We start from the raw sequence: 19,846 nt of genomic DNA, 5'->3' as shown, positions 1-19,846 counted from the left end.
AATAATAATTAATTTGTCGGTTTCATTCCGACTGTAGTAAATAATTCTCCATTCGTATATTACCACCTAATATCCGTCAAAAATAGCGATGGTGCCACCCATTAAGAGGGAGAAAGCCGCACTGCAAAATAGGCAATACACATACAATCAATAAGTATTGTACTTACATATTTTTAATACCCATACAACCGAATGGCGCGGAGGATGAATTGAGCAGAAACCCGGACAGTAGCTTGCAAGACACCGCCAGAAAACAAGACAAATACTGGCTGTATATTTTGTCGAACAGCAAACCCAATGGCCCCCTGTATCTTGGTGATACAAACTGTCTCGCTACCCGTATGGATGAACATATTCAGGGCGTGCGCCGTGACTATGCGCACTATCACAGGCTCGATCGCCTTGTTTATTTCGAAGTTTGGACTGATCACGACAAATTTGTAGCCCGACTGCGCCGGGTCAGAAACTGGCCTCGGGATATGCGTCTTTTGTTAATTGAGTCACTGAACCCTGATTGGGACAACTTATTGTCACAATTTCTCAGCGAATATTCTGTAAAACGAGTAGGAGAACAGCAAAAGAAGCAGGAAAAGGCAGCTTAAGCAACTTTTTTAAGAAACTGGTATTCCAATTTTCAAGTTCAGCGTTAACAATAATTGAACCTTTTCTTGATTCTTACCCACAAATCGGTATTACTTTTGATTGTTGAGTCAAGGGGTTTGGTTAGAGTCTCGGTGTGAATCTGAAAAACTCCGAGCCTAGTACCAATAACGTTGCAGCATGTTTATCGGGAGTTCACCATGAGTTCGATTGCAGAGCGTTTGACTCGGTCTTATTGCCTGTTCCACTGGTTACAGGTCAAGCCTATTCCGGATCAAATTCGTTCGAGTATTGCTTACAGTACGCTTGAACAAGAACTCTTGGCACTTAAGGTAAAACCTGAAGATTTGGCTGCAGTGGGTTCAGATGTAACAGATAATTTCGAAGAATCCAGACTTGCGTTCATGGTTCGCTACAGTGGACTCACTTGGTCTACCTGCTCAATTTTCTGTGACGCCATCGAAAACAACAGCTGGCTTCAAAACGGAACACCATTGCTGGTTCAATTCACAGGCGTGGATGCAAGCGGGCAAGTAGGCTTGCCCAAAGTGGCCTTGGGCGACTTCATGTTCCTTAAACCCAGCAATGTATGGATCGACAACAATCGGGTTGTTTCATTCACAGTGCGCTGGAACAAGCATGAAACCCGCCGCATGGAGCGTTTTATTCGCTTGGCCTCAGCCCGTCATGGCCTGGAAGCCACTGTGAGCAATATTGCGCAAAGCGAGAAATTCATCGCAGCCATCAAGGCCACTGTCGGCGCGCAGTAAATGGCTTGTCACTTTGCTTACACGGCTTAAGCATTTGCTCTAAAAGGCACCTTCGGGTGCCTTTTTAATTGCTAAAGTATCGCCATGCAACAAACCAATTCCAAAGCCACTGCCCTGTACGATTTGATCACGGGCGACGAAGACGCGCGCGTGTGCAAGGACATTCCCGACGAGTCCTGTAAACACCAACCCGTCAATTTTTTCTTGCACCTGCTGAGCAATTTTTTCACTAAATTGGCTGATGAAGTGGCCAGCGCCCGATTGGTATTCCCTTGGGTACTTGGTCTGCTGGGTGCACCCATGTTGCTGGTGTCGCTGGCCGTGCCCATTCGAGAATCTGGTGTATTGCTTCCCCAGCTTTTCATTGCCGCAAAAATAAGGGCAAAAGCGCTGCGAAAATACGTGTGGATGCTTGGGGGTTTACTCAGTGGCTTTGCCCTGTGGGCATGCGGATTTGCATTAATGCTTGATTTGCAAGCGGAAAAGGCGAGTTGGCTGATTTTTGCTGCATTGCTGGTGTTCAGTTTCGCGCGCGGGATATGCTCTGTTGCAGCCAAAGACGTACTGGGAAAAACTGTGTCGAAGTCGCGGCGCGGCACACTGATGGGTTTGGCCACCAGCGTTTCTGGCATCTTTACCCTGCTTCTCGGGCTCAACCTGGGTTTCTACAATCAAATTAAAAACAACGAAGTAATACTGGCAAGCCTGTTTGGTATTGCTGGGCTGTGCTGGATAGTCGCATCAATTGCCATTTGGGCGATTCGGGAAGAACCAGGAGCAACCGAGGGGGGCTGCAACGCAGGTATCGAGGCTCTGAAATCGCTTCGTTTGCTGAAAGATGACAAGCCCTTTCGCAATTTCGTGATTGTTCGTACTTTGTTGCTCAGCGTGTCACTGGGTGCACCCATGTTGATCATTCTGGCCCAGAATGCCTTGGGCAATGCCGCCTTGATCGGTCTGTTTTTAATAGTTTCCGGATTGGCAAATACAGTATCGGGATACGTTTGGGGGCGTTTGGCCGATTACTCAAGCCGAAGCCTGATGGCAATTGCCAGTGGAATCAATGCCTTGGTCGGCATTGCTGTGCTGTTGGTTCTGCAGCTTGAGGCAAATATCAACGCGTTGACATTGTTCGTCAGCGCTTACTTCATGGCTTCGGTGTGCCTGGCTGGTGTGCGTTTGGGTCGAAAAACACTGCTTGTGGACATGGCCACTGCAGAAACCCGCTCAGCCTATGTTGCGGTTAGCAATACAGCAATCGGGTTTCTGATTTTGATCATAGGTGCGCTGGTTAGCCTGTTGGCCGGGCAAAACACACACGCCATGTTGTGGGCCTTTAGTGGCCTTTCGGCATTGGCATGCGTGCTTAGCCCTGTTTTGTTGCCTGCGCAGCAGGCTTAAGCCATCAAATCAGGCTTTCAACACAGTTTTTCCGCCCATGTAGGGCTGAAGAACTTCGGGCACTTTTACAGAGCCATCGGCCTGCTGATAATTCTCAAGTACAGCCACCAAAGTGCGCCCCACTGCCAAGCCGGATCCGTTCAAGGTGTGAACAAATTCGGTTTTGCCTGCGTCGTTCTTGAATCGGGCTTTCATACGGCGTGCCTGAAAGCTCTCGCAGTTCGAGCATGAAGAAATTTCGCGATAGGTATTTTGGGCGGGTAGCCACACTTCAATGTCGTGGGTGCGGGTGGAGCCAAAGCCCATGTCGCCGGTGCACAAAACAATTACGCGGTAAGGCAAACCCAGTTTTTGCAGAATGTTCTCTGCGTGTTGGGTCATTTCGTCCAGTGCCGCATAAGAATTTTCCGGGTTTTCAATGCGCACCATTTCCACTTTGTCGAATTGGTGTTGGCGAATCAAACCACGCGTGTCACGGCCATAGCTGCCCGCCTCGGAACGGAAACAGGGTGAGTGCGCGGTCATTTTGATGGGCAAGTCAGCGGCTTTCAGAATTTGATCAGCCACCAAGTTGGTCAAGGTGACCTCGGCGGTTGGGATCAAGTACAAAGGTTCCGATGTGCCCTCTTCTCCACCCTTTTTCACCGAAAAAAGATCATCTGCAAATTTGGGCAGCTGACCAGTGCCTTTCAAGGTTTCGCCACGCACAATATAGGGCGTGTAGTGCTCGGTGTACCCGTGCTGCTCGGTGTGGGTGTCGAGCATGAACTGCGCCAAAGCACGATGCAGCTTGGCAATTTGCCCCTTCAGCACGGCAAAACGTGAACCTGACAAATTGGCAGCAGTCTCGAAATCAAGTCCAAGCTTCTCGCCCAAGTCGACATGGTCTTTTGCGTCGAAATCAAACTGGGAGGGTGTTCCCCAACGGCGCAGTTCCACATTGTCTTCTTCCGACTTGCCTGCAGGCACTGTTTCATGGGGCAAATTGGGAATGTTCAGCAAAAACGAATTCACCTCTTCTTGCAAGGCGGTCAAATCGGTCTCATTGCGCTTCAACTCATCGCCCAAGCCAGCCACTTCCGCCATCACAGCCGACACATCTTCACCCTTGGCCTTTAATTGGCCAATTTGCTTGGACATGCTGTTGCGCTTGGCCTGTAATTCCTCGGTGCTGGTTTGTAGTTGCTTGCGTTTGCCTTCAAGCACATTGAACTGCACCATGTCGAGGCTGTAGCCGCGTTGGGCAAGGCGTTCGGCCACATGGTTCAGGTCTTTGCGAAGCAATTGAATGTCTAGCATGAAAATTTCTCGAAATGCGTTGATGTGAATAGCGGTGATGGTACTAAATCTTCAAGCCCGATAAGGCTGAACGTGGGTGCTTCTTACTTTTTTTGGCGTGCTTCGGCGTTGCGCTGGGCAAGCCAGTTCATCTTTTCTGCAATTTTACCCTCCAGCCCACGGTCTGTGGGCTGATAAAACTGGGGTGCTTGCATGCCATCAGGCCAATAACTCTCGCCAGCAGCATGACCTGCTTCTTCATCGTGGGCATAACGATAGCCACTGCCGTGCCCCAGTTCATTCATTAAATTGGTGGGTGCATTGCGCAAATGCATGGGCACAGGCATGGAACTGCTTTGCTTCACATGGGCCATGGCTTGCTTGTAGGCGTTGTAACCCGCATTGCTTTTTGCAGCAATCGCCAGGTACAGCACACACTGGGCCAATGCAAGCTCGCCTTCGGGGCTGCCCAAGCGTTCATAGGTTTGTGCAGCCTCGTTGGCAATGGTAAAAGCGCGCGGGTCAGCCAGCCCTATGTCTTCCCAGGCCATGCGCACAATGCGGCGCGCCATGTAGCGGGGATCAGCCCCACCATCCAGCATGCGGCAAAACCAGTACAAAGCTGCATCGGGGTCGGAGCCGCGTACCGATTTGTGCAGTGCCGAGATTTGATCGTAAAAGGCATCGCCGCCCTTGTCAAAGCGACGAATTTGCGAGGGTGCAATTTGTTTTAATGCTGGCAAACTCAAGCTGCTCAGGCCTTGTGCCTTGATTTGCAGCAACGTAATTTCAAGCAAATTCAGAAAGCGGCGTGCATCGCCATCGGCGTAACTGCACAGGGCATCAAACGCATCGCTTTCCACCGTAATTTCAGTGCCTAACTCTGCCTGCGCGCGGACCAGAAGGCGTGTGAAATCGTTGGCATCCAGGCTTTTGAGTACGTACACCTGTGAGCGCGACAACAAGGCTGAATTGACTTCGAACGAGGGGTTTTCAGTGGTGGCGCCAATGAAGGTGACCAATCCCGATTCCACGAAGGGCAGCAATGCATCTTGTTGCGATTTGTTGAAACGGTGAATTTCATCGATGAACAAAATGGTGGATTTGCCGGTGCGGGCGTATTCACTGGCTTGTTCAATGGCCGCACGAATTTCTTTGACGCCGGAAAGCACCGCCGACAAGGCAATAAACTGCGAGTTCGCTGCTCCCGCCAGAAGGCGAGCCAAGGTGGTTTTGCCCACACCTGGCGGGCCCCACAAAATTAGTGAATGCACATGCTGCTGCTCGAACAGCAAGGTAAGCGGTTTGCCCGGACCTAACAGGTGGGCTTGGCCAACAACTTCGGAGAGCAGGTTTGGGCGGATTCGCTCCGCCAAGGGTATTGCCCCCCGAACAGGCTGGGCTGTCGGTTTGCCTGTAGGCAACTGGGGCGTTTGGTTTGGTTCATCGCCAAACAAGTCCGAGGTCATTGCGTTTTGATAAGGTCGACACCCGCAGGGGCTTTGAAATCAAAATAACTGGCGGGGCGTTGCTTGGCAAAGTCCCAATTGGTCAATTCCAGTTGGGTGACTTGCCCCAAGGCATCGTGAATTTCCAGGTTCACGGGCAATCCGTCTTTCCAGCCAATGCGGGCGTAGTCGAACAGGTTGTCTTTGTCTTTGGGTCGGATCACCAACCACTCCTTGCCGTCCTTCATGCCTTCGTCTTTCAGATTAAACAGCTTGTCGACGTCTTTGCTGCCAAACAACAGGGCAACTGGCGTGGAATCCATGGCATTACCAATCGGCTTTTGGGTGGCGTGGCCCATGTCTTCATCGTAAGAAACCACTGTGTTCCCGTTGGACAACAAAAGCAAGGGATAAGGCTTTTTGATTTCCCAGCGAAACTTACCGGGACGCGAGAAGGTGAATTCACCCGTTCCGCGCTGCTTCACTGCACCGCTGGGCGATATGACCACCTGGGAAAACTGCCCTTCTGCGAAACCGCGGTTTTTTACAAAGTTGCTCAAAGCCTCTTGGGCAGAGGCCCAAGCAGCAGAGCTTGTACCCGCAAAAACGGCTACAGCCAAGAGAGTACGACTAAAAAACTGGTGAATGCGCATGAATTTCTACTTCCTGTTGGGTGTTACACCTCAAATAACGCATGCGGGTACTGAGGGTATACACACTTAACCTAACTTAATCGTCGTCTTGCCCAGCCTCGGCACGCGCCAAAATTTCACGGTTGCCGTTGGACTGCATGGCTGAGACCAAACCGGCCTGCTCCATGCTTTCCAGCAAACGCGCGGCACGGTTATAACCAATGCGCAAATGGCGCTGCACAAATGAAATGGAGGCACGGCGGTGCTTCAGCACGATGCCCACGGCTTGGTCATACAAAGCGTCTTTCTCGCCATCAAAACTGCCGGCTGTGGCATCCATGCTGGCGTTGCCACCTTCTTCAGCAGTACCGCCTTCCAGTATGCCTTCAATGTAGTTGGGCTCACCGCCCTTCTCTTTCAGGTACTCGACCACGCGGTGTACTTCTTCATCCGACACAAACGCGCCATGTACACGCTGTGGCACGCCAGAACCAGGTGGCAGGTACAACATGTCGCCCTGTCCCAACAGCGCCTCAGCGCCCATTTGGTCAAGAATGGTGCGGGAATCAATTTTGGATGAAACCTGAAAAGCAATTCGGGTTGGAATGTTGGCCTTGATCAAGCCTGTGATGACATCGACCGATGGCCGCTGAGTGGCCAAAATCAGGTGAATACCTGCGGCACGGGCTTTTTGCGCCAGGCGCGCAATCAATTCTTCAATTTTCTTGCCCACCACCATCATCAAGTCGGCCAACTCGTCAATTACAATGACCAGCATCGGCAAGGTGTCGAGCGGTTCAGGGGCATCGGGGGTCAGGCTGAACGGGTTGGGAATGCTGGTGACGTTTTTCTTGGCTTCCGCAATTTTAACGTTGTAGCCAGCCAGGTTACGCACGCCCATTTTGCTCATCAGCCTGTATCGCTTTTCCATTTCGCCCACAGCCCAGTTCAAGGCGTTGGCGGCTTGGCGCATGTCGGTCACCACCGGGCAAAGCAAGTGTGGAATGCCCTCGTACACGCTCATTTCAAGCATTTTTGGGTCGATCAGGATCAAACGCACTTCTTCTGCACCGCTTTTGTACAGCAGCGACAAAATCATGGCGTTGATACCCACTGACTTACCCGAACCCGTGGTACCTGCAACCAGCAGGTGCGGCATTTTGGCCAGATCGGCCACCACCGGCTTGCCAGCAATGTCTTTGCCCAAGGCCATGGTGACTGGTGATTTGTTGGTGCTGTACACCTGCGAACCCAGAATTTCTGTCAGCTTAACGACCTGCCGGCGTGGGTTGGGCAGCTCCAGACCCATCAGGTTTTTGCCGTAAATGGTTTCTACCACCCGAATAGACACCAAGCTGAGCGCGCGGGCCAGGTCTTTGGCCAAGTTCACCACCTGCGAACCTTTTACCCCGGCGGCGGGCTCTACTTCAAAACGGGTAATTACGGGGCCAGGCTGGGCCGCCATTACTTGTACCTGCACGCCGAAATCGCTGAGCTTTTTCTCGATCAGGCGGGAGGTGTATTCAAGTGTGTCCGCCGACACAGTTTCAATGGTGGCAGGTGCCTCGTCGAGCAGACCCAAGGGCGGTAACTCGGTTTCGGTCAGTTCAGCAAACAAAGGTTGCTGCTTTTCCTTGATGGCTTGCACAGAGGGTTCGGCAGCCACGGCCACTGGTTCAATTCGAATGGGTTTGTGTTCTTCAAACTTTTCGCGTTTTTGTTCTACTTTTTCAACACGGGCCAGGGCAACTTTTTTGCCTTCCTTGCGATCGAAATAAGCGGTAACCAGTTCTTTGGTTTTAAAGACCAAACCTTCCAGAAAACTACCCACGCGCTCAGCCATCACAGCCCAGCTCAGGCCCAACAAACCGCTTAGACCGGCTGCCGTACACAGCAGCAGCAGCATAACCGCGCCGGAGAGGCCCAGAAGCTGTTGAAAAATACTGGCCACTGTTTGGCCCACAACACCGCCCGCCCCTGCTGGCAGGTTTGCACCCTTGAAAATTGACAGGGATTCAAGGCCCATAAGCCCAACCCACAACACAACAAAACCAATGGGCCTGACCCAGGCGATCCACTTGGGCAAAGGTTCACTGAACCCGGGAAGCTCGATTGAGTCGACCATTTTTCGGGCACGCCACAACATGAAGAAAGACAAGCCGAGCAATGCGTAGGCTGAATAACCCGCGATAAAGAACAGCAGGTCAGACAAATGGGCGCCCACTGCCCCGCCAAAGTTGCTGACAACGCCGCTGCCTGATTCATGAGAGAAGCTGTCATCGCTGCTGCTGTGCGACACCAGAATCAGAAACAGATAAATAGAGAAAACAAGCAGGCACAGCCAACGAATTTCCAGCAACAGTTTGCTGATTCGAAGAGTGCTTGTATTTTGTGTGGTCCTGGAATTCACTGTAATAAGAGTAGCCCGCAATGCAGCATATAATTGAAGTCTGTATTCTGACAAAGTTCGAGGGAAATATCTTGAACAGACACCATTTGAAGCACAAAAGAGGTAGCAATGACCAGTTCTAACACGCCACGCCACGCCAAAGTACTGATTTTGGGTTCAGGCCCTGCCGGATACACTGCTGCAGTGTACGCTGCCCGCGCCAATTTAAACCCCGTTTTGATTACCGGCATGGCCCAAGGTGGCCAATTAATGACCACCACTGACGTGGACAACTGGCCCGCCGATGCCGAAGGCGTGCAAGGCCCAGATCTGATGAACCGTTTTCTTGCCCACGCAGAACGTTTTAACACAGAGATCATTTTTGACCATATTCACACAGTGGAACTGCAACAACGTCCATTTACGTTAAAAGGTGACTCGGGCGTGTACACCTGCGATGCACTTATTCTTGCAACCGGCGCCAGCGCCATGTACCTGGGCTTGCCCTCTGAAGAAGAATTTGCCGGAAAAGGCGTTTCGGCCTGCGCCACATGCGATGGTTTTTTCTACCGCGGTCAAGAGGTATGTGTGGTCGGTGGTGGCAACACCGCTGTTGAAGAAGCGCTGTACCTGAGCAATATTGCCAAGAAAGTGACCGTAATTCACCGCCGTGACAAGTTCAAAGCCGAAGCCATTCTGATCGACAAGATGATGGACAAGGTGAAAGAAGGGAAAATCGAGCTGAAAATCGATTACACACTGGATGAAGTACTGGGCAATGAAATGGGTGTGAATGGCGCGCGCATTAAATCAACAAAAAGCGGCGAAACCCAGGATTTGGCCTTGCAGGGCGTATTTATCGCAATTGGCCACAAACCCAACACCGATATTTTCGAAGGTCAGATCGATATGAAAAACGGGTACATTACAACCCGCAGCGGTTTGAACGGTTTGGCCACCATGACCAGCGTTGAGGGTGTGTTCGCTGCTGGCGACGTACAAGATCACGTGTACCGCCAAGCCATTACCAGTGCAGGCACGGGTTGTATGGCCGCGCTCGATGCGCAACGCTGGCTAGAATCTCAGGAAGGCTGATTTCTTTCACTGCGGTAAGAATGGTTTGAAAAAGCTGACTTCCATGGCCGACCTTGAAGGGGTCAGGCGCTCGCTCAAAGAGCAGCGCCTGGAGGCCGAACGCCAGGAAAAAATCAAGGCCGCAGAAGCAAAAAAACTGCAAGATGAAGCAAACCTGTTCAAGAAACTGGTTCGCGACGTCACCCCGCTACCCGACATCAACCTGAAACTTCACGAACTTGAAAAGCCGGCTCCAATTGCTCGCCAGCGAGAAATGGATGATGAGGCGGTGCTGTGGGAAAGCATTTCCGACGAAATGGACGTTGAGCGGTTTCTGGAAACCGATGACAAGCTTTCTTATCGTCGAAATGGCGTGGGTGTCGAGGCCTTGAAAAAGCTTCGCAAGGGCCAATGGGTTATTCAAGCCCAAATTGATTTGCACGGGCTGCGCTCCGATGAGGCACGCACCGCTGTAGGTGAATTCTTGCGATCCAGTGTAAAACATGACATTCGTTGTGTCAGAATCATTCACGGCAAAGGTTTGGGGTCAATTGGCAAAGAACCCGTGCTGAAAGAAAAAGTTAAACGCTGGCTGGTGCAAAAGGACGAGGTGCTTGCCTTTTGCCAGGCTCCGCCACGCGATGGCGGTGCTGGTGCCCTGCTGGTGATATTGAAAGCCCGACAATAACAATACTTACCGGAGACAACATCCATGAAAGCAGCAGGCAAGCCGATCGAATGGCAGCAAGGCTTTGCAAAATCGAATACAACCGGCCTGAACATGGCGTGGGAATCTGCTGGCCCCGACGATGGGGAAACCATTTTTATGGTGGCTGGCCTTGGTTGCCAGCTGACCATGTGGAATGATGAATTTTGTGCACCCTTGCTGCAGCGAGGCTATCGCTTGGTTCGCTTCGACAACCGAGATATCGGTCTAACTGATCAGCACCCCACCAGCATGAAGGTGAATGTGCCTGCCACATTCATTCGGAACAAACTGGGTTTGCACACCCCAACGAATTACAAGCTCGACATCATGGCCAATGATGCAATTGGCCTGATTGATGCGCTTGACCTGAAACGCCCTCACCTGCTTGGCATTTCCATGGGTGGCATGATCTCTCAAATTGTGGCCGCCAAAGCACCCGAGAAAATTGGCAAACTGGTCACTTTGATGTCGAGCACGAACAATCCAAAATTGCCCATGCCCACACCGAACGTGTTGCACAACATGTTCCTGAAAAAACCGAAAAGCCAGAAGATAGATGATGTTGTAGCGCATGTGGAACGCGTATTCACTGCGATTGGAAGCCCCGGCTATCCACTCGACCCGCTAAAGTTGCGTGAGCGGGCCCGCAAGTCTTATAACCGTGCCTACAAACCTGCTGGCGTTTTGCGTCAAACCCATTGCGTGGTCGCGACAGGTTCAATTGAAGATTACACAAGGGAAATCAAGGTGCCCACTTGCGTGATTCACGGGCTGGATGACCCTTTGTTGAAGAAAGCCTGCTCAGAGCGCATTGCCAAGCTGGTGCCGAATTCACAACTTCATTTAATCAAGGGGCTCGGACACGACCTACCTGAGCCCCTGGCACCCACCTTTACGGAAATCATTCACAGCCGCCTGAGCTGAGAAATGCGGTGAAAAGGCCGTGTTGGTGGTTGATTTCTTCACTTTTTTTGAATCGAAGCGCTCAACATCTTCATGGGGTCGACCCAACTATCAAACTGTTCAGCAGTCACAGCCTTGGATGCCAGGGCTGCCTGTTTTAATGTGCAGTTATCAGCTTGTGCCTGTTTGGCGATCTGGGCAGCGCGGTCGTACCCAATGTGCGGTACAAGTGCGGTAACCAACATCAAAGAACTTTGCATAGACTCGTTCACCCGTACGTGATTCACCTTCAGCCCAGCCACACAATGCTGGGTAAAGCTGCGCATGGCGTCCGCCAGAAGGCGGATGCTGTCAAGCGTGTTCAAGGCGATCAAGGGTTTGTACACGTTAAGCTCAAACTGGCCTTGACTCGCTGCAAAACCGATGGCCGCATCGTGCCCCATTACTTGGGCGCAAACCATGGTCATCGCCTCCACTTGTGTCGGATTGACCTTGCCCGGCATGATGGAACTGCCGGGTTCGTTTTGAGGCAGAATCAATTCACCTAACCCAGCGCGCGGGCCACTGCCCATCAAACGAATGTCGTTGGCTATTTTGGTCAAAGCAATGGCCAGCATTCTCAGCGCACTGTGAAACGCCACCAATGCCTCGTGACCTGCCATTGCTGCAAACAGGTTATCGGCCTGGGTAAAAGGTATTCCCAATCTTGACGCCAATGTCTTGGTGACCTGCTTGCCGAAATCGGGGTGGGTGTTAAGACCGGTGCCCACTGCCGTACCACCTATGGCCAGCTTGTGCACGGCATTCATGGTGGACAGCAGGTTTTGCTGGCAAAGCCGCAACTGTGCCCCATAGCCACCAAATTCCTGACCCAAGGTAATTGGTGTTGCATCTTGCAGGTGTGTGCGACCAATCTTGACGATCGACTCAAATTCAAGGGCTTTCGCAGACAGCGAACTGATCAACTCTTCGAGCGCAGGCGTCAGCGTCGACTTCACCTTCAGGGCAACAGCAATGTGCATGGCTGTGGGGAACACATCGTTTGAGGATTGGCCCAAATTGACATCATCGTTGGGATGAACTTTTTGATTGGATTCTGCCCCCAGCGCCGAATCTTGAGTGGCCAGGTTTGCAATCACTTCATTGACATTCATATTGCTTTGCGTGCCCGAACCAGTCTGCCAAACAGACAAAGGAAACTGATCATCGAACTCCCCGGCCGCTACCCTGTTGGAAGCATTGGCAATGGCGCGTGCAATTTCAGGAGCTTGCACTGTCAAATCACAATTGACGCAAGCCGCTGCCCACTTGATCAAGGCCAGAGCATGCACGACATCCATGGGCATACGCTGTTCACCAATGGCAAAAAACTGCAGGCTGCGAGCGGTTTGTGCCCCCCACAACACACCGGCAGGCAGGCTAATCGAGCCAAAGCTGTCTGACACGGTGCGAGGCTGGTCCGCGCTGATGGCGGCATTGGATAATTTTTGATGGGGAGGGTGCATGGCGCTTGGTCTCCAATTGCAGGAAGAATGAATCTGTCGCTGAATTTTAATGCCCACGAGCCAACCTGTCTGTGCGTTGGCTCACCCACTTTTCCAGTCACATTCTTAAATGGCTGCTTCGCCTTGTTCACCGGTGCGAATACGAATGACACGCTCTACATCAGTGACGAAAATTTTACCATCGCCAATCTTGTTGGTGCGTGCGGCATTTTGAATGGCATCAATCGCCTGATCAACCAACTTGTCTTCAATCACCAATTCAATTTTTACCTTGGGCAGAAAATCAACCACATACTCGGCACCCCGGTACAACTCAGTGTGCCCACGCTGACGGCCAAAGCCTTTTACCTCAGTGACGGTAAGACCGGTGACGCCAACTTCCGACAATGCTTCACGTACTTCGTCCAGTTTGAAAGGCTTGATGATTGCGCTGACCAGTTTCATTCTTGGAATCCTTCTAGATCGTTGAACTTGGATGTAATTGGATAGCGCCAGTCGCGACCAAATGCTCGGTGCGTGACCCGAATACCCACGGGCGCCTGTCTTCTTTTGTATTCGTTGATACGAAGCAGTTTAACAGCCTTGAACACGTCTTCTTTCTGAAAGCCGCTTGCAATGATGTTTTCAACCGATTCATCTTTTTCCATGTAACGGGCCAAAATGGCATCGAGTACATCGTAAGCAGGCAAACTGTCTTGGTCTACCTGATCAGGGCGCAACTCTGCGGATGGCGGGCGGGTAATGATTCGGGTTGGAATCACCTCAGACACACTGTTTCGGTATTCGCAAAGCTGATAAACCAATGTTTTAAAAATATCCTTGATCACAGCAAAGCCACCCGCCATGTCCCCGTACAATGTGCAATAGCCAGTGGCCATTTCGCTTTTGTTGCCCGTGGTTAAAACAATGCGACCTGTTTTATTGGAAATGGCCATGAGCATGGTGCCGCGAATTCGCGCCTGCAGATTTTCCTCAGTGGTGTCTGCAGCCAAGCCCTTGAACAACGGTGCGAGGCTGGAATCGAAGGACTGCATGCAGTCCTGGATAGAAATCTCGTCGTACTGGATACCCAGGCGCCTCACCATGTCACGGGAATCGTCCAGCGAAATATCAGCGGTGTATGGCGAGGGCATCATCACCGCTCGTACCTTGTCTGCGCCCAATGCATCCACAGCGATTGCAAGCGTCAATGCAGAATCTACTCCGCCAGACAATCCAATAATGGCACCAGGAAAACGATTCTTGGTGACGTAATCGTGAACACCCATTTTCAGGGCTTCATACACTTGCGCAGTCAACTCTAGTTCGGGAACACAGGGCTGATGTGCTTCCAAAACAATAGGTTCACCGGGGCAAGCCACCGCATCAAGAATGGCCAAGGCCTCTTGAAACTGCGGCAGGCGCATGGCGACATGCTGCTTGCCGTCCATGGCAAATGAAGCGCCGTCAAATACCAGTTCGTCTTGCCCGCCCAGCATGTTGGCGTACACAATGGCCATGCCCGTTTCTTGAACACGTTTGGCCACCATCGATTGCCGAATGGTTTGCTTGCCCATGTGGTATGGCGATGCATTGGGTACCAATAACACCTCGGCACCGGCCGCCGCAGCGGCTTCAGGCGCATAACGATTCCAGGTGTCTTCACAAATGTTCACGCCAAAGCGAATGCCATCCACGTCAAACACCAAAGGGCGATTGTCGGGCGTGAAGTAACGTTGCTCATCAAACACCTCACGATTGGGCAAATCATGCTTGTGATACATGCCTACCACCTGGCCGCGGTACAACACGGAGGCGGCATTAAACAACTCGCCTTCCCGACTTGCCGGATGCCCAACCACGACATACAAATCGAGTTCAGCCAAGTTATGAAGAAGCTGGTTAAACGCAGAATCGGTTTGACGTTGAAATGAAGGGCGTAACAACAGGTCTTCAGGGGGATAACCTGTGATGGAAAGTTCGGGGGTAAGAAGAATTCGCACACCCTGTGCTGCGGCCTGCTGCGCATACTCAAGAATTTTTGCGCAATTGCCTTTTAAATCGCCCACTGTCAGGTTCAACTGTGCAATGGCCAATCGGACTCGGGATAAACTCACGGGGTACCTGCGTAGTAGTTGTCGCCTTTATGAATTATCGCATGCAGATTTGCCAAACCATTGGCGAGATCGCACAAGCTGAATGGAATTCACTTGTGTGCAAATGCAATGGTGGTGTGCTTCACCCTGCCCTTCGTCATGAATACCTGCTGGCCTTAGAGGCCAGCGGCAGTGCCACGGCCGAAACTGGCTGGGGGCCCTTGCACCTGGCCATTCATGGGGATGCCGGCGAACTCTTGGCAGCCATGCCACTGTATTTGAAATCACATTCATACGGAGAGTATGTATTTGACTGGGCTTGGGCGCAGGCCTATGAACGCAGCGGCCAACTCTACTACCCCAAACTGCTGTGTGCGATTCCGTTCACGCCAGTGCAGGCACCCAAGGTGCTTTATTCAACACCCGAAGCGGGAAAAGCAATGGCGCAAGGCCTGGCACAACTGACCTGGCAGGCTGCGGAGAATACCGAACTGTTAGGCACCCAGATTTCTACCCTGCACGCCCTGTTTTTAACCCGGCAAGATCAGCTGCTGTTGTTAGGTGACGCCACCAGCCTGAACAACAGCAGCCGGCATGTGGTGCAGTTTCACTGGCACAACCAAAGCCCTGTAAGCGGCAAGCCGTTCAATGATTTCGATGAGTTTCTGGAAAGCCTGAACCAGAAAAAGCGAAAAAACATTCGTGCCGAACGCCGCAAAGCAAACATTGAAGGTTTGGAAATTCGACGTATTCAGGGTGCTGAAGCCACCGAAGCCGAGTTGGAGTTTTTCTATCAATGCTATTCCCGCACCTACATGGAGCATTTCTCCAGCCCTTACCTGAACCTTGAGTTTTTCAAGCAGATTTGTACCTCAATGGGTGAGCAGGTTCTAATGGTGCAAGCAAGCCTGCAGGGTCAGCCTGTGGCAAGTTCGTTTTTTCTGCACAGCGAAGAACGTTTGTATGGTCGATATTGGGGCAGCATTGAAAACCTTCCCTGTCTGCATTTTGAATTGTGCTATTACCAGGCCATTGAATTTGCCATTGAAAAAGGCATTGAATGGTTTGAAGGCGGTGCGCAAGGCGAACACAAAATGGCGCGTGGCCTGAACCCGCAAACCATGATCAGTGCGCACTATGTGCACGACAACGGATTTAAGCTACCGATTGAAAACTTTCTGCGTCGGGAAAAAGCGCACTTGGACGCCTATGCAGTTGAGTTAAGTGAACACACTGCTTTTCGGGAAAGCAGTTCCGGGCAGTTATAAAAAAACCAACCCGCAGGTTGGTCTTTTTATACCGTTAAGCAGCAGGCTTAGCCTTTGTAGTTGGCCACGCCATCGCTGATTTCTTTTTCCACGTCAGCCATATCGCCCCAGCCTTCAATTTTCACCCACTTGCCTTTTTCAAGGTCTTTGTAGTGCTCAAAGAAATGCTGAATGCGAGCCAGGAATTCTTGGGGTACATCGGAAATGCTTTGGTAGTGCTTGTACTGTGGCAACAGTTTTTCAACGGGTACACCCAGCAATTTTGCATCTCCACCCGACTCATCGGTCATCTTCAACATGCCGATCGGGCGCACGCGCACCACACAACCGGGTTGTAGCGGGTATGGGGTCATTACCAAAACGTCTACAGGGTCGCCGTCGGCAGCCAGGGTTTGTGGAATGTAGCCATAGTTACATGGGTATTGCATGGAAGTGCCCACAAAACGATCAACAAACAAAGCACCGCTTTCCTTGTCAATTTCGTACTTCACAGGGTCTGAATTTGCAGCGATCTCAATGATCACGTTCACATCGTTTGGAAGATCCTTACCGGGGGAAATGCTTTCGTAGCCCATGCTGATTAATCCTTAAATAAAAATTTGCTCGTATTGTATCGAATATTGCTTTAAGCAAGCTGACGATCGTTCTGAAGGTGGGCATTCAACTTTTCTCGCCACAACTTGGCGCGTTCACCCTGATTGGCTGACTGGTACAGGCGTTCAAGTTTGCCTGCCAAATGGGCCGAGGGCTGCTTGGCATACACAGCCTCAAACCGTGAAATGGCCTTGCCCCACAGTTGCTCCCGCTCACAAACGTCTGCCGCCAATTCCAGTAAACGCAAATCAGCGGGCTGCTGATCCAGCAAACGTTCCACGTTTGGCAATGCCTGGCGTGGCTCAAGAACTGCAACCTGGTGGTAAGCCGGCAACAATTCTTTGTTGTAATGCTGATTCAAGGCGGTTTCCAGTAGCGTGCGCGCTGCTGTAATCAATCCGCTTCTCATCAAACCAATTGCAAGCATGCGCAAGACGCCTACATTCTCAAGCTCGACTGGCTTGGCATTGGACAACACGTTCTGCATTTTTGAAGCATCTTGGCCTGCACTGTCTGCCAAACCGGCATAAATACGTTGCAATGCCTCATTTCGCTCGCCATTGGTAAGCGCGGAAACGGCCACACAAGCACGGTACTGCACCAGGGCATCCTGCCAGCGTGCAAGCCCAATAAGAGCCAGCAAGCGCAAACGCTGCACCTGTGGCAGTTTTGTTACCAATGGATCCATGGCTTCCAGCAAACTCAGGGCACCAGAAAAATCCTGTTTGGACAAAGCAACTTTGCCGCGCAACACAACAAGCGCATGCGAATGTTCGCCAACCTTGGCCTTTTCCTGATTCAGAATTTCTTCTGCAACGTCGAATCGATCCGCCTGAATGGCCGACATGGCACGGATCAGGTAACTCAGATCTGTTTCGATGCCTGTTTTGCTGGCTTGGTTCAATGCTTTCTGAGCGCCTTGTTCATCGCCAGTAATCAGTGCGATCAAACCTTGCGTGTTGGCTTTCAACAAAGCATTTTGTTTCCGGTTCGACCAATATTCCTTGAATTTGCCAGGAAGTTGGCTGGAGGCTCGCCAGGCGCGCATCACAATATAAAACGCCAAAAACACGAGGAATACAGCGATTACTGCAAAATTAAGCGACATGTCGATCCGGTACTGACCAAAAAAGATCAACACCTTGCCACCGTTGCCCTGGGCCATCAAAGTGACAGCCACCGCAACAACAATAACCAGCAACAAACCTAGCAATTGCTTCATTGGCGTTCCCCCTGCTGACCGGCCACTGCCAATCTAAGCGCAGCCGAGGTCGCCTGCAATTCGGGCAATATCAAATCAAGTTGAACCGTCCCGATTTCCTCAAGCACTGTTTTTGCGCGCTGCACCTGAATGGATTTGTCATCAAAGTAAGTGTTCAGCAAATTGCTTGAACGCTCCAGGTCAGACTTCAACAGGGTCGCTTGGCGGGACAACAATGAAATACGCGCGTTCAGTAAAGACAAGCGCAAGGTGTTGCGCAAATCAGTTTCCTGCCGGCTAGAGAGCATCAAAACTTCAGGACTATCTACTTTGGTGACTTCGATTAACGACTTGATGTCGTACCAAACCGTTTGAGCCACTTGCTTGATTGTGAGCCAAGCCTGATCAAATCCCCGAGAAGAAGCTGTCTCGACGGTGGAAGTGTCTTGGGTATCGGGGTTAGTCGCAGGTGCAGGCTCCTCGGTCAATTCGGCCAGTGTTTGGTCGGTCGTGGCTTGCACGCTTGAAAGCATGGGCAAACTTTCAACGGAATTCACGACCGAATCCAGAGAAATGGCCAACCTGAGCAAATCATCACTGGGCAAGGCCTTGATTTCGGAAAGATCTTTCTCCAGGGCGGTGCGCAGGTTCAGCAACGATGGTTTTTCCGTGCCCTCCAGCAAATCAATGGCCTGAGACAGGGCAATGGAGGCACCCTTCACGTTGCCCAACAAATACAGCTGGCGCTTGGCAATCGATATCAACTGCTCCACCTCGCTCAGTGACACTTCAGTTCGACTTGCCAACAAGCTATTGTAGACCTCTTCCAGGCTTGCACGTTGACTGGCTTCCTCTTTCTGGGCCAGTTCCAACAAGTCGAAACGGGTTTTCAAGTCTTTGGCAAGATCGCTTGATTTGTTGATTTCCTCCTTCACCAAATCAAGTGTGGTGGACTCTTTTTGAATCCGCTCACCGAAGGCCATGCGCGTTTTTTCGATCTGGTTTTTACCCGCAAATGCAATCAACAGAATCAGCACAAAGCTGACCACCGAAATAAAAAATGCCGCTTTACCGAGCCATTGACCGGTAGGTTGGGCTGAACTTGCTGCGCTCGGCGTTGATAACGCAGCGGCAGCCGGTTGAGATTTGCTGGTGGGCGTGGCGGTGTTGGTTTGATTGTTGTTTTCCATGCTTTTCTTGTTTGATTTCAGCCATGAATTCACCGATTGTATCCCTGTTGCTATCTGGACAACGTGAACATATCCCAATTCCCTGCATTTGGCCGTGATACGGGGGTGGGTGGTCAGTACGGTGGCGGTCTGCTTTAAAGCGTTGAGTTGCGAATCGGATTTTTGTTTTAGCTGAGAATCAAGTGCCTCAACGGTCTCACTGCTGGTAATCCACAGAACAGCTCTGTTCATGCACGAAAAAAGGGCTTCACATTGACTATCGCTTTGGTCAATCACTTTGCGGTCGTAACATTCAAGCACCGTCACATCGTGATTCATTTCCTCCAGTTTTTTCGGAAACTCGACTCGACCGCGCGGCCCCTTGCACACCATCACACTGCAACTGCCCGCCCCAAACTTAGCCGCAAGCAAGTGTGCCAAGCCATCGGAATCTTCGGTTTCAAGATCATGTTCGCCAGTGGGTGCAATTATTTTGTCTTCGGGAATACCCAAATCCGAGGCTAATTTTGCGCTTTGGCGTCCCATGACTGCGCAATACACATTGGCCGGCCATTGCCCCAGATTGGTCACAGCAATTTCAAGCACCGAGGGACTTACAAACACAATCAAGCGATTTGCTTTTTCAGTGGCGTTGTCGATCCAGGGTCTGATACGCGCCATGGCATTTAAATCGGGTACCAATTCAAATACGGGAAAATACATCACCTCGCCCGAATGCATTTGATCGAGCTGACGCTTCAGATCAACGCGCTGGGTCAGGTACTGATCGGGCAACTTGGGTTTGCATACGACCAAAGTGTGAGTCATGT

Annotated in this window: 17 protein-coding genes; 7 read left to right on the top strand and 10 right to left on the bottom strand. The window is 51.2% G+C overall.

Going from position 1 to position 19,846, the window contains the following annotated elements:
• The first annotated feature begins 209 nt into the window (after window positions 1–209).
• The 3 genes from P0D43_RS10670 (at window position 210) to P0D43_RS10660 (ending at window position 2,771) form a co-directional block, all read left to right on the top strand.
• Window positions 210–602 (top strand): GIY-YIG nuclease family protein, encoded by a 393-nt coding sequence (locus tag P0D43_RS10670; RefSeq protein WP_341236373.1) that lies wholly within the window; start codon window positions 210–212, stop codon window positions 600–602.
• 198 nt (window positions 603–800) lie between these two features.
• Window positions 801–1,370, top strand: a complete 570-nt coding sequence (locus P0D43_RS10665; RefSeq protein WP_159570208.1) for a hypothetical protein — start codon at window positions 801–803, stop codon at window positions 1,368–1,370.
• Between the two features lie 84 nt (window positions 1,371–1,454).
• Window positions 1,455–2,771 carry a hypothetical protein gene (locus tag P0D43_RS10660; RefSeq protein WP_394672396.1) on the top strand — a complete coding sequence of 439 codons (1,317 nt, stop codon included), beginning with the start codon at window positions 1,455–1,457 and terminating at the stop codon, window positions 2,769–2,771.
• Between the two features lie 9 nt (window positions 2,772–2,780).
• On the opposite strand, the gene serS is transcribed toward P0D43_RS10660, so the two are convergent.
• From serS to P0D43_RS10640, 4 genes are all read right to left on the bottom strand, one after another.
• Complete coding sequence (gene serS / locus P0D43_RS10655; protein WP_341236375.1) at window positions 2,781–4,070, bottom strand: serine--tRNA ligase; 1,290 nt, start codon at window positions 4,068–4,070, stop codon at window positions 2,781–2,783.
• Window positions 4,071–4,153: 83 nt separating this feature from the next.
• A complete protein-coding gene (locus P0D43_RS10650) occupies window positions 4,154–5,518 on the bottom strand; it encodes a replication-associated recombination protein A (RefSeq protein WP_341236376.1) in 1,365 nt (454 codons plus the stop codon).
• Entirely contained in the window at window positions 5,515–6,150 is a 636-nt protein-coding gene (lolA, locus tag P0D43_RS10645; protein WP_159570196.1) for an outer membrane lipoprotein chaperone LolA, read from the bottom strand. Before lolA ends, P0D43_RS10650 begins: the two co-directional genes overlap by 4 nt.
• A gap of 76 nt (window positions 6,151–6,226) precedes the next feature.
• Window positions 6,227–8,539: a DNA translocase FtsK gene (locus P0D43_RS10640; protein ID WP_394672395.1), complete on the bottom strand. Its 2,313-nt coding sequence runs from the start codon at window positions 8,537–8,539 to the stop codon at window positions 6,227–6,229.
• Window positions 8,540–8,647: 108 nt separating this feature from the next.
• Here P0D43_RS10640 and trxB point away from each other — a divergent pair, with 108 nt between their 5' ends.
• Genes trxB through P0D43_RS10625 form a run of 3 tightly spaced genes read left to right on the top strand, consistent with a single transcriptional unit; the run spans window position 8,648 to window position 11,225 of the window.
• Window positions 8,648–9,613 (top strand): thioredoxin-disulfide reductase, encoded by a 966-nt coding sequence (trxB, locus tag P0D43_RS10635; protein ID WP_394672394.1) that lies wholly within the window; start codon window positions 8,648–8,650, stop codon window positions 9,611–9,613.
• A 25-nt stretch (window positions 9,614–9,638) separates the two neighbouring features.
• Window positions 9,639–10,280, top strand: coding sequence for a Smr/MutS family protein (locus P0D43_RS10630; RefSeq protein ID WP_159570187.1), 642 nt, complete (start codon window positions 9,639–9,641; stop codon window positions 10,278–10,280).
• A 24-nt stretch (window positions 10,281–10,304) separates the two neighbouring features.
• On the top strand, window positions 10,305–11,225 hold the full coding sequence (locus tag P0D43_RS10625; protein ID WP_394672393.1) for an alpha/beta fold hydrolase: 921 nt from the start codon (window positions 10,305–10,307) through the stop codon (window positions 11,223–11,225).
• Window positions 11,226–11,263: 38 nt separating this feature from the next.
• On the opposite strand, the gene fumC is transcribed toward P0D43_RS10625, so the two are convergent.
• From fumC to P0D43_RS10610, 3 genes are all read right to left on the bottom strand, one after another.
• A complete protein-coding gene (fumC, locus tag P0D43_RS10620; RefSeq protein ID WP_394672392.1) occupies window positions 11,264–12,709 on the bottom strand; it encodes a class II fumarate hydratase in 1,446 nt (481 codons plus the stop codon).
• Window positions 12,710–12,814: 105 nt separating this feature from the next.
• Window positions 12,815–13,153: a P-II family nitrogen regulator gene (locus P0D43_RS10615; RefSeq protein WP_008252857.1), complete on the bottom strand. Its 339-nt coding sequence runs from the start codon at window positions 13,151–13,153 to the stop codon at window positions 12,815–12,817.
• Window positions 13,150–14,805 carry an NAD+ synthase gene (locus P0D43_RS10610; RefSeq protein WP_341236380.1) on the bottom strand — a complete coding sequence of 552 codons (1,656 nt, stop codon included), beginning with the start codon at window positions 14,803–14,805 and terminating at the stop codon, window positions 13,150–13,152. Before P0D43_RS10610 ends, P0D43_RS10615 begins: the two co-directional genes overlap by 4 nt.
• A 29-nt stretch (window positions 14,806–14,834) precedes the next feature.
• Between P0D43_RS10610 and P0D43_RS10605 the strand changes: the two genes are divergently transcribed.
• On the top strand, window positions 14,835–16,052 hold the full coding sequence (locus tag P0D43_RS10605) for a GNAT family N-acetyltransferase (protein ID WP_394672391.1): 1,218 nt from the start codon (window positions 14,835–14,837) through the stop codon (window positions 16,050–16,052).
• 47 nt (window positions 16,053–16,099) lie between these two features.
• Here the strand turns inward: P0D43_RS10605 and ppa are convergent, their stop codons facing one another.
• Genes ppa through P0D43_RS10590 form a run of 3 tightly spaced genes read right to left on the bottom strand, consistent with a single transcriptional unit; the run spans window position 16,100 to window position 19,844 of the window.
• Window positions 16,100–16,627 carry an inorganic diphosphatase gene (ppa, locus tag P0D43_RS10600; RefSeq protein WP_159570175.1) on the bottom strand — a complete coding sequence of 176 codons (528 nt, stop codon included), beginning with the start codon at window positions 16,625–16,627 and terminating at the stop codon, window positions 16,100–16,102.
• A gap of 50 nt (window positions 16,628–16,677) precedes the next feature.
• Window positions 16,678–17,868 carry a heme biosynthesis HemY N-terminal domain-containing protein gene (locus tag P0D43_RS10595; protein ID WP_394672390.1) on the bottom strand — a complete coding sequence of 397 codons (1,191 nt, stop codon included), beginning with the start codon at window positions 17,866–17,868 and terminating at the stop codon, window positions 16,678–16,680.
• A complete protein-coding gene (locus P0D43_RS10590; protein WP_394672389.1) occupies window positions 17,865–19,844 on the bottom strand; it encodes a uroporphyrinogen-III C-methyltransferase in 1,980 nt (659 codons plus the stop codon). Before P0D43_RS10590 ends, P0D43_RS10595 begins: the two co-directional genes overlap by 4 nt.
• Between the last annotated feature and the right edge of the window lie 2 nt (window positions 19,845–19,846).

Source organism: Limnobacter sp., assembly GCF_043511195.1.
Lineage (GTDB): Bacteria > Pseudomonadota > Gammaproteobacteria > Burkholderiales > Burkholderiaceae_B > Limnobacter.
Note: the sequence above shows the minus strand (reverse complement) of the source record. Positions and strands in the feature narration are given on the sequence as shown.

Excerpts from the sequence above, each read along its gene's own strand:
- P0D43_RS10665 (WP_159570208.1), top strand. The coding sequence starts at position 801 with ATGAGTTCGATTGCAGAGCGTTTGACTCGGTCTTATTGCCTGTTCCAC.
- P0D43_RS10660 (WP_394672396.1), top strand. The coding sequence starts at position 1,455 with ATGCAACAAACCAATTCCAAAGCCACTGCCCTGTACGATTTGATCACG.
- serS (WP_341236375.1), bottom strand. The coding sequence starts at position 4,070 with ATGCTAGACATTCAATTGCTTCGCAAAGACCTGAACCATGTGGCCGAA.
- P0D43_RS10650 (WP_341236376.1), bottom strand. The coding sequence starts at position 5,518 with ATGACCTCGGACTTGTTTGGCGATGAACCAAACCAAACGCCCCAGTTG.
- lolA (WP_159570196.1), bottom strand. The coding sequence starts at position 6,150 with ATGCGCATTCACCAGTTTTTTAGTCGTACTCTCTTGGCTGTAGCCGTT.
- trxB (WP_394672394.1), top strand. The coding sequence starts at position 8,648 with ATGACCAGTTCTAACACGCCACGCCACGCCAAAGTACTGATTTTGGGT.
- P0D43_RS10625 (WP_394672393.1), top strand. The coding sequence starts at position 10,305 with ATGAAAGCAGCAGGCAAGCCGATCGAATGGCAGCAAGGCTTTGCAAAA.
- fumC (WP_394672392.1), bottom strand. The coding sequence starts at position 12,709 with ATGCACCCTCCCCATCAAAAATTATCCAATGCCGCCATCAGCGCGGAC.
- P0D43_RS10615 (WP_008252857.1), bottom strand. The coding sequence starts at position 13,153 with ATGAAACTGGTCAGCGCAATCATCAAGCCTTTCAAACTGGACGAAGTA.
- P0D43_RS10605 (WP_394672391.1), top strand. The coding sequence starts at position 14,835 with ATGAATTATCGCATGCAGATTTGCCAAACCATTGGCGAGATCGCACAA.
- ppa (WP_159570175.1), bottom strand. The coding sequence starts at position 16,627 with ATGGGCTACGAAAGCATTTCCCCCGGTAAGGATCTTCCAAACGATGTG.
- P0D43_RS10595 (WP_394672390.1), bottom strand. The coding sequence starts at position 17,868 with ATGAAGCAATTGCTAGGTTTGTTGCTGGTTATTGTTGTTGCGGTGGCT.
- P0D43_RS10590 (WP_394672389.1), bottom strand. The coding sequence starts at position 19,844 with ATGACTCACACTTTGGTCGTATGCAAACCCAAGTTGCCCGATCAGTAC.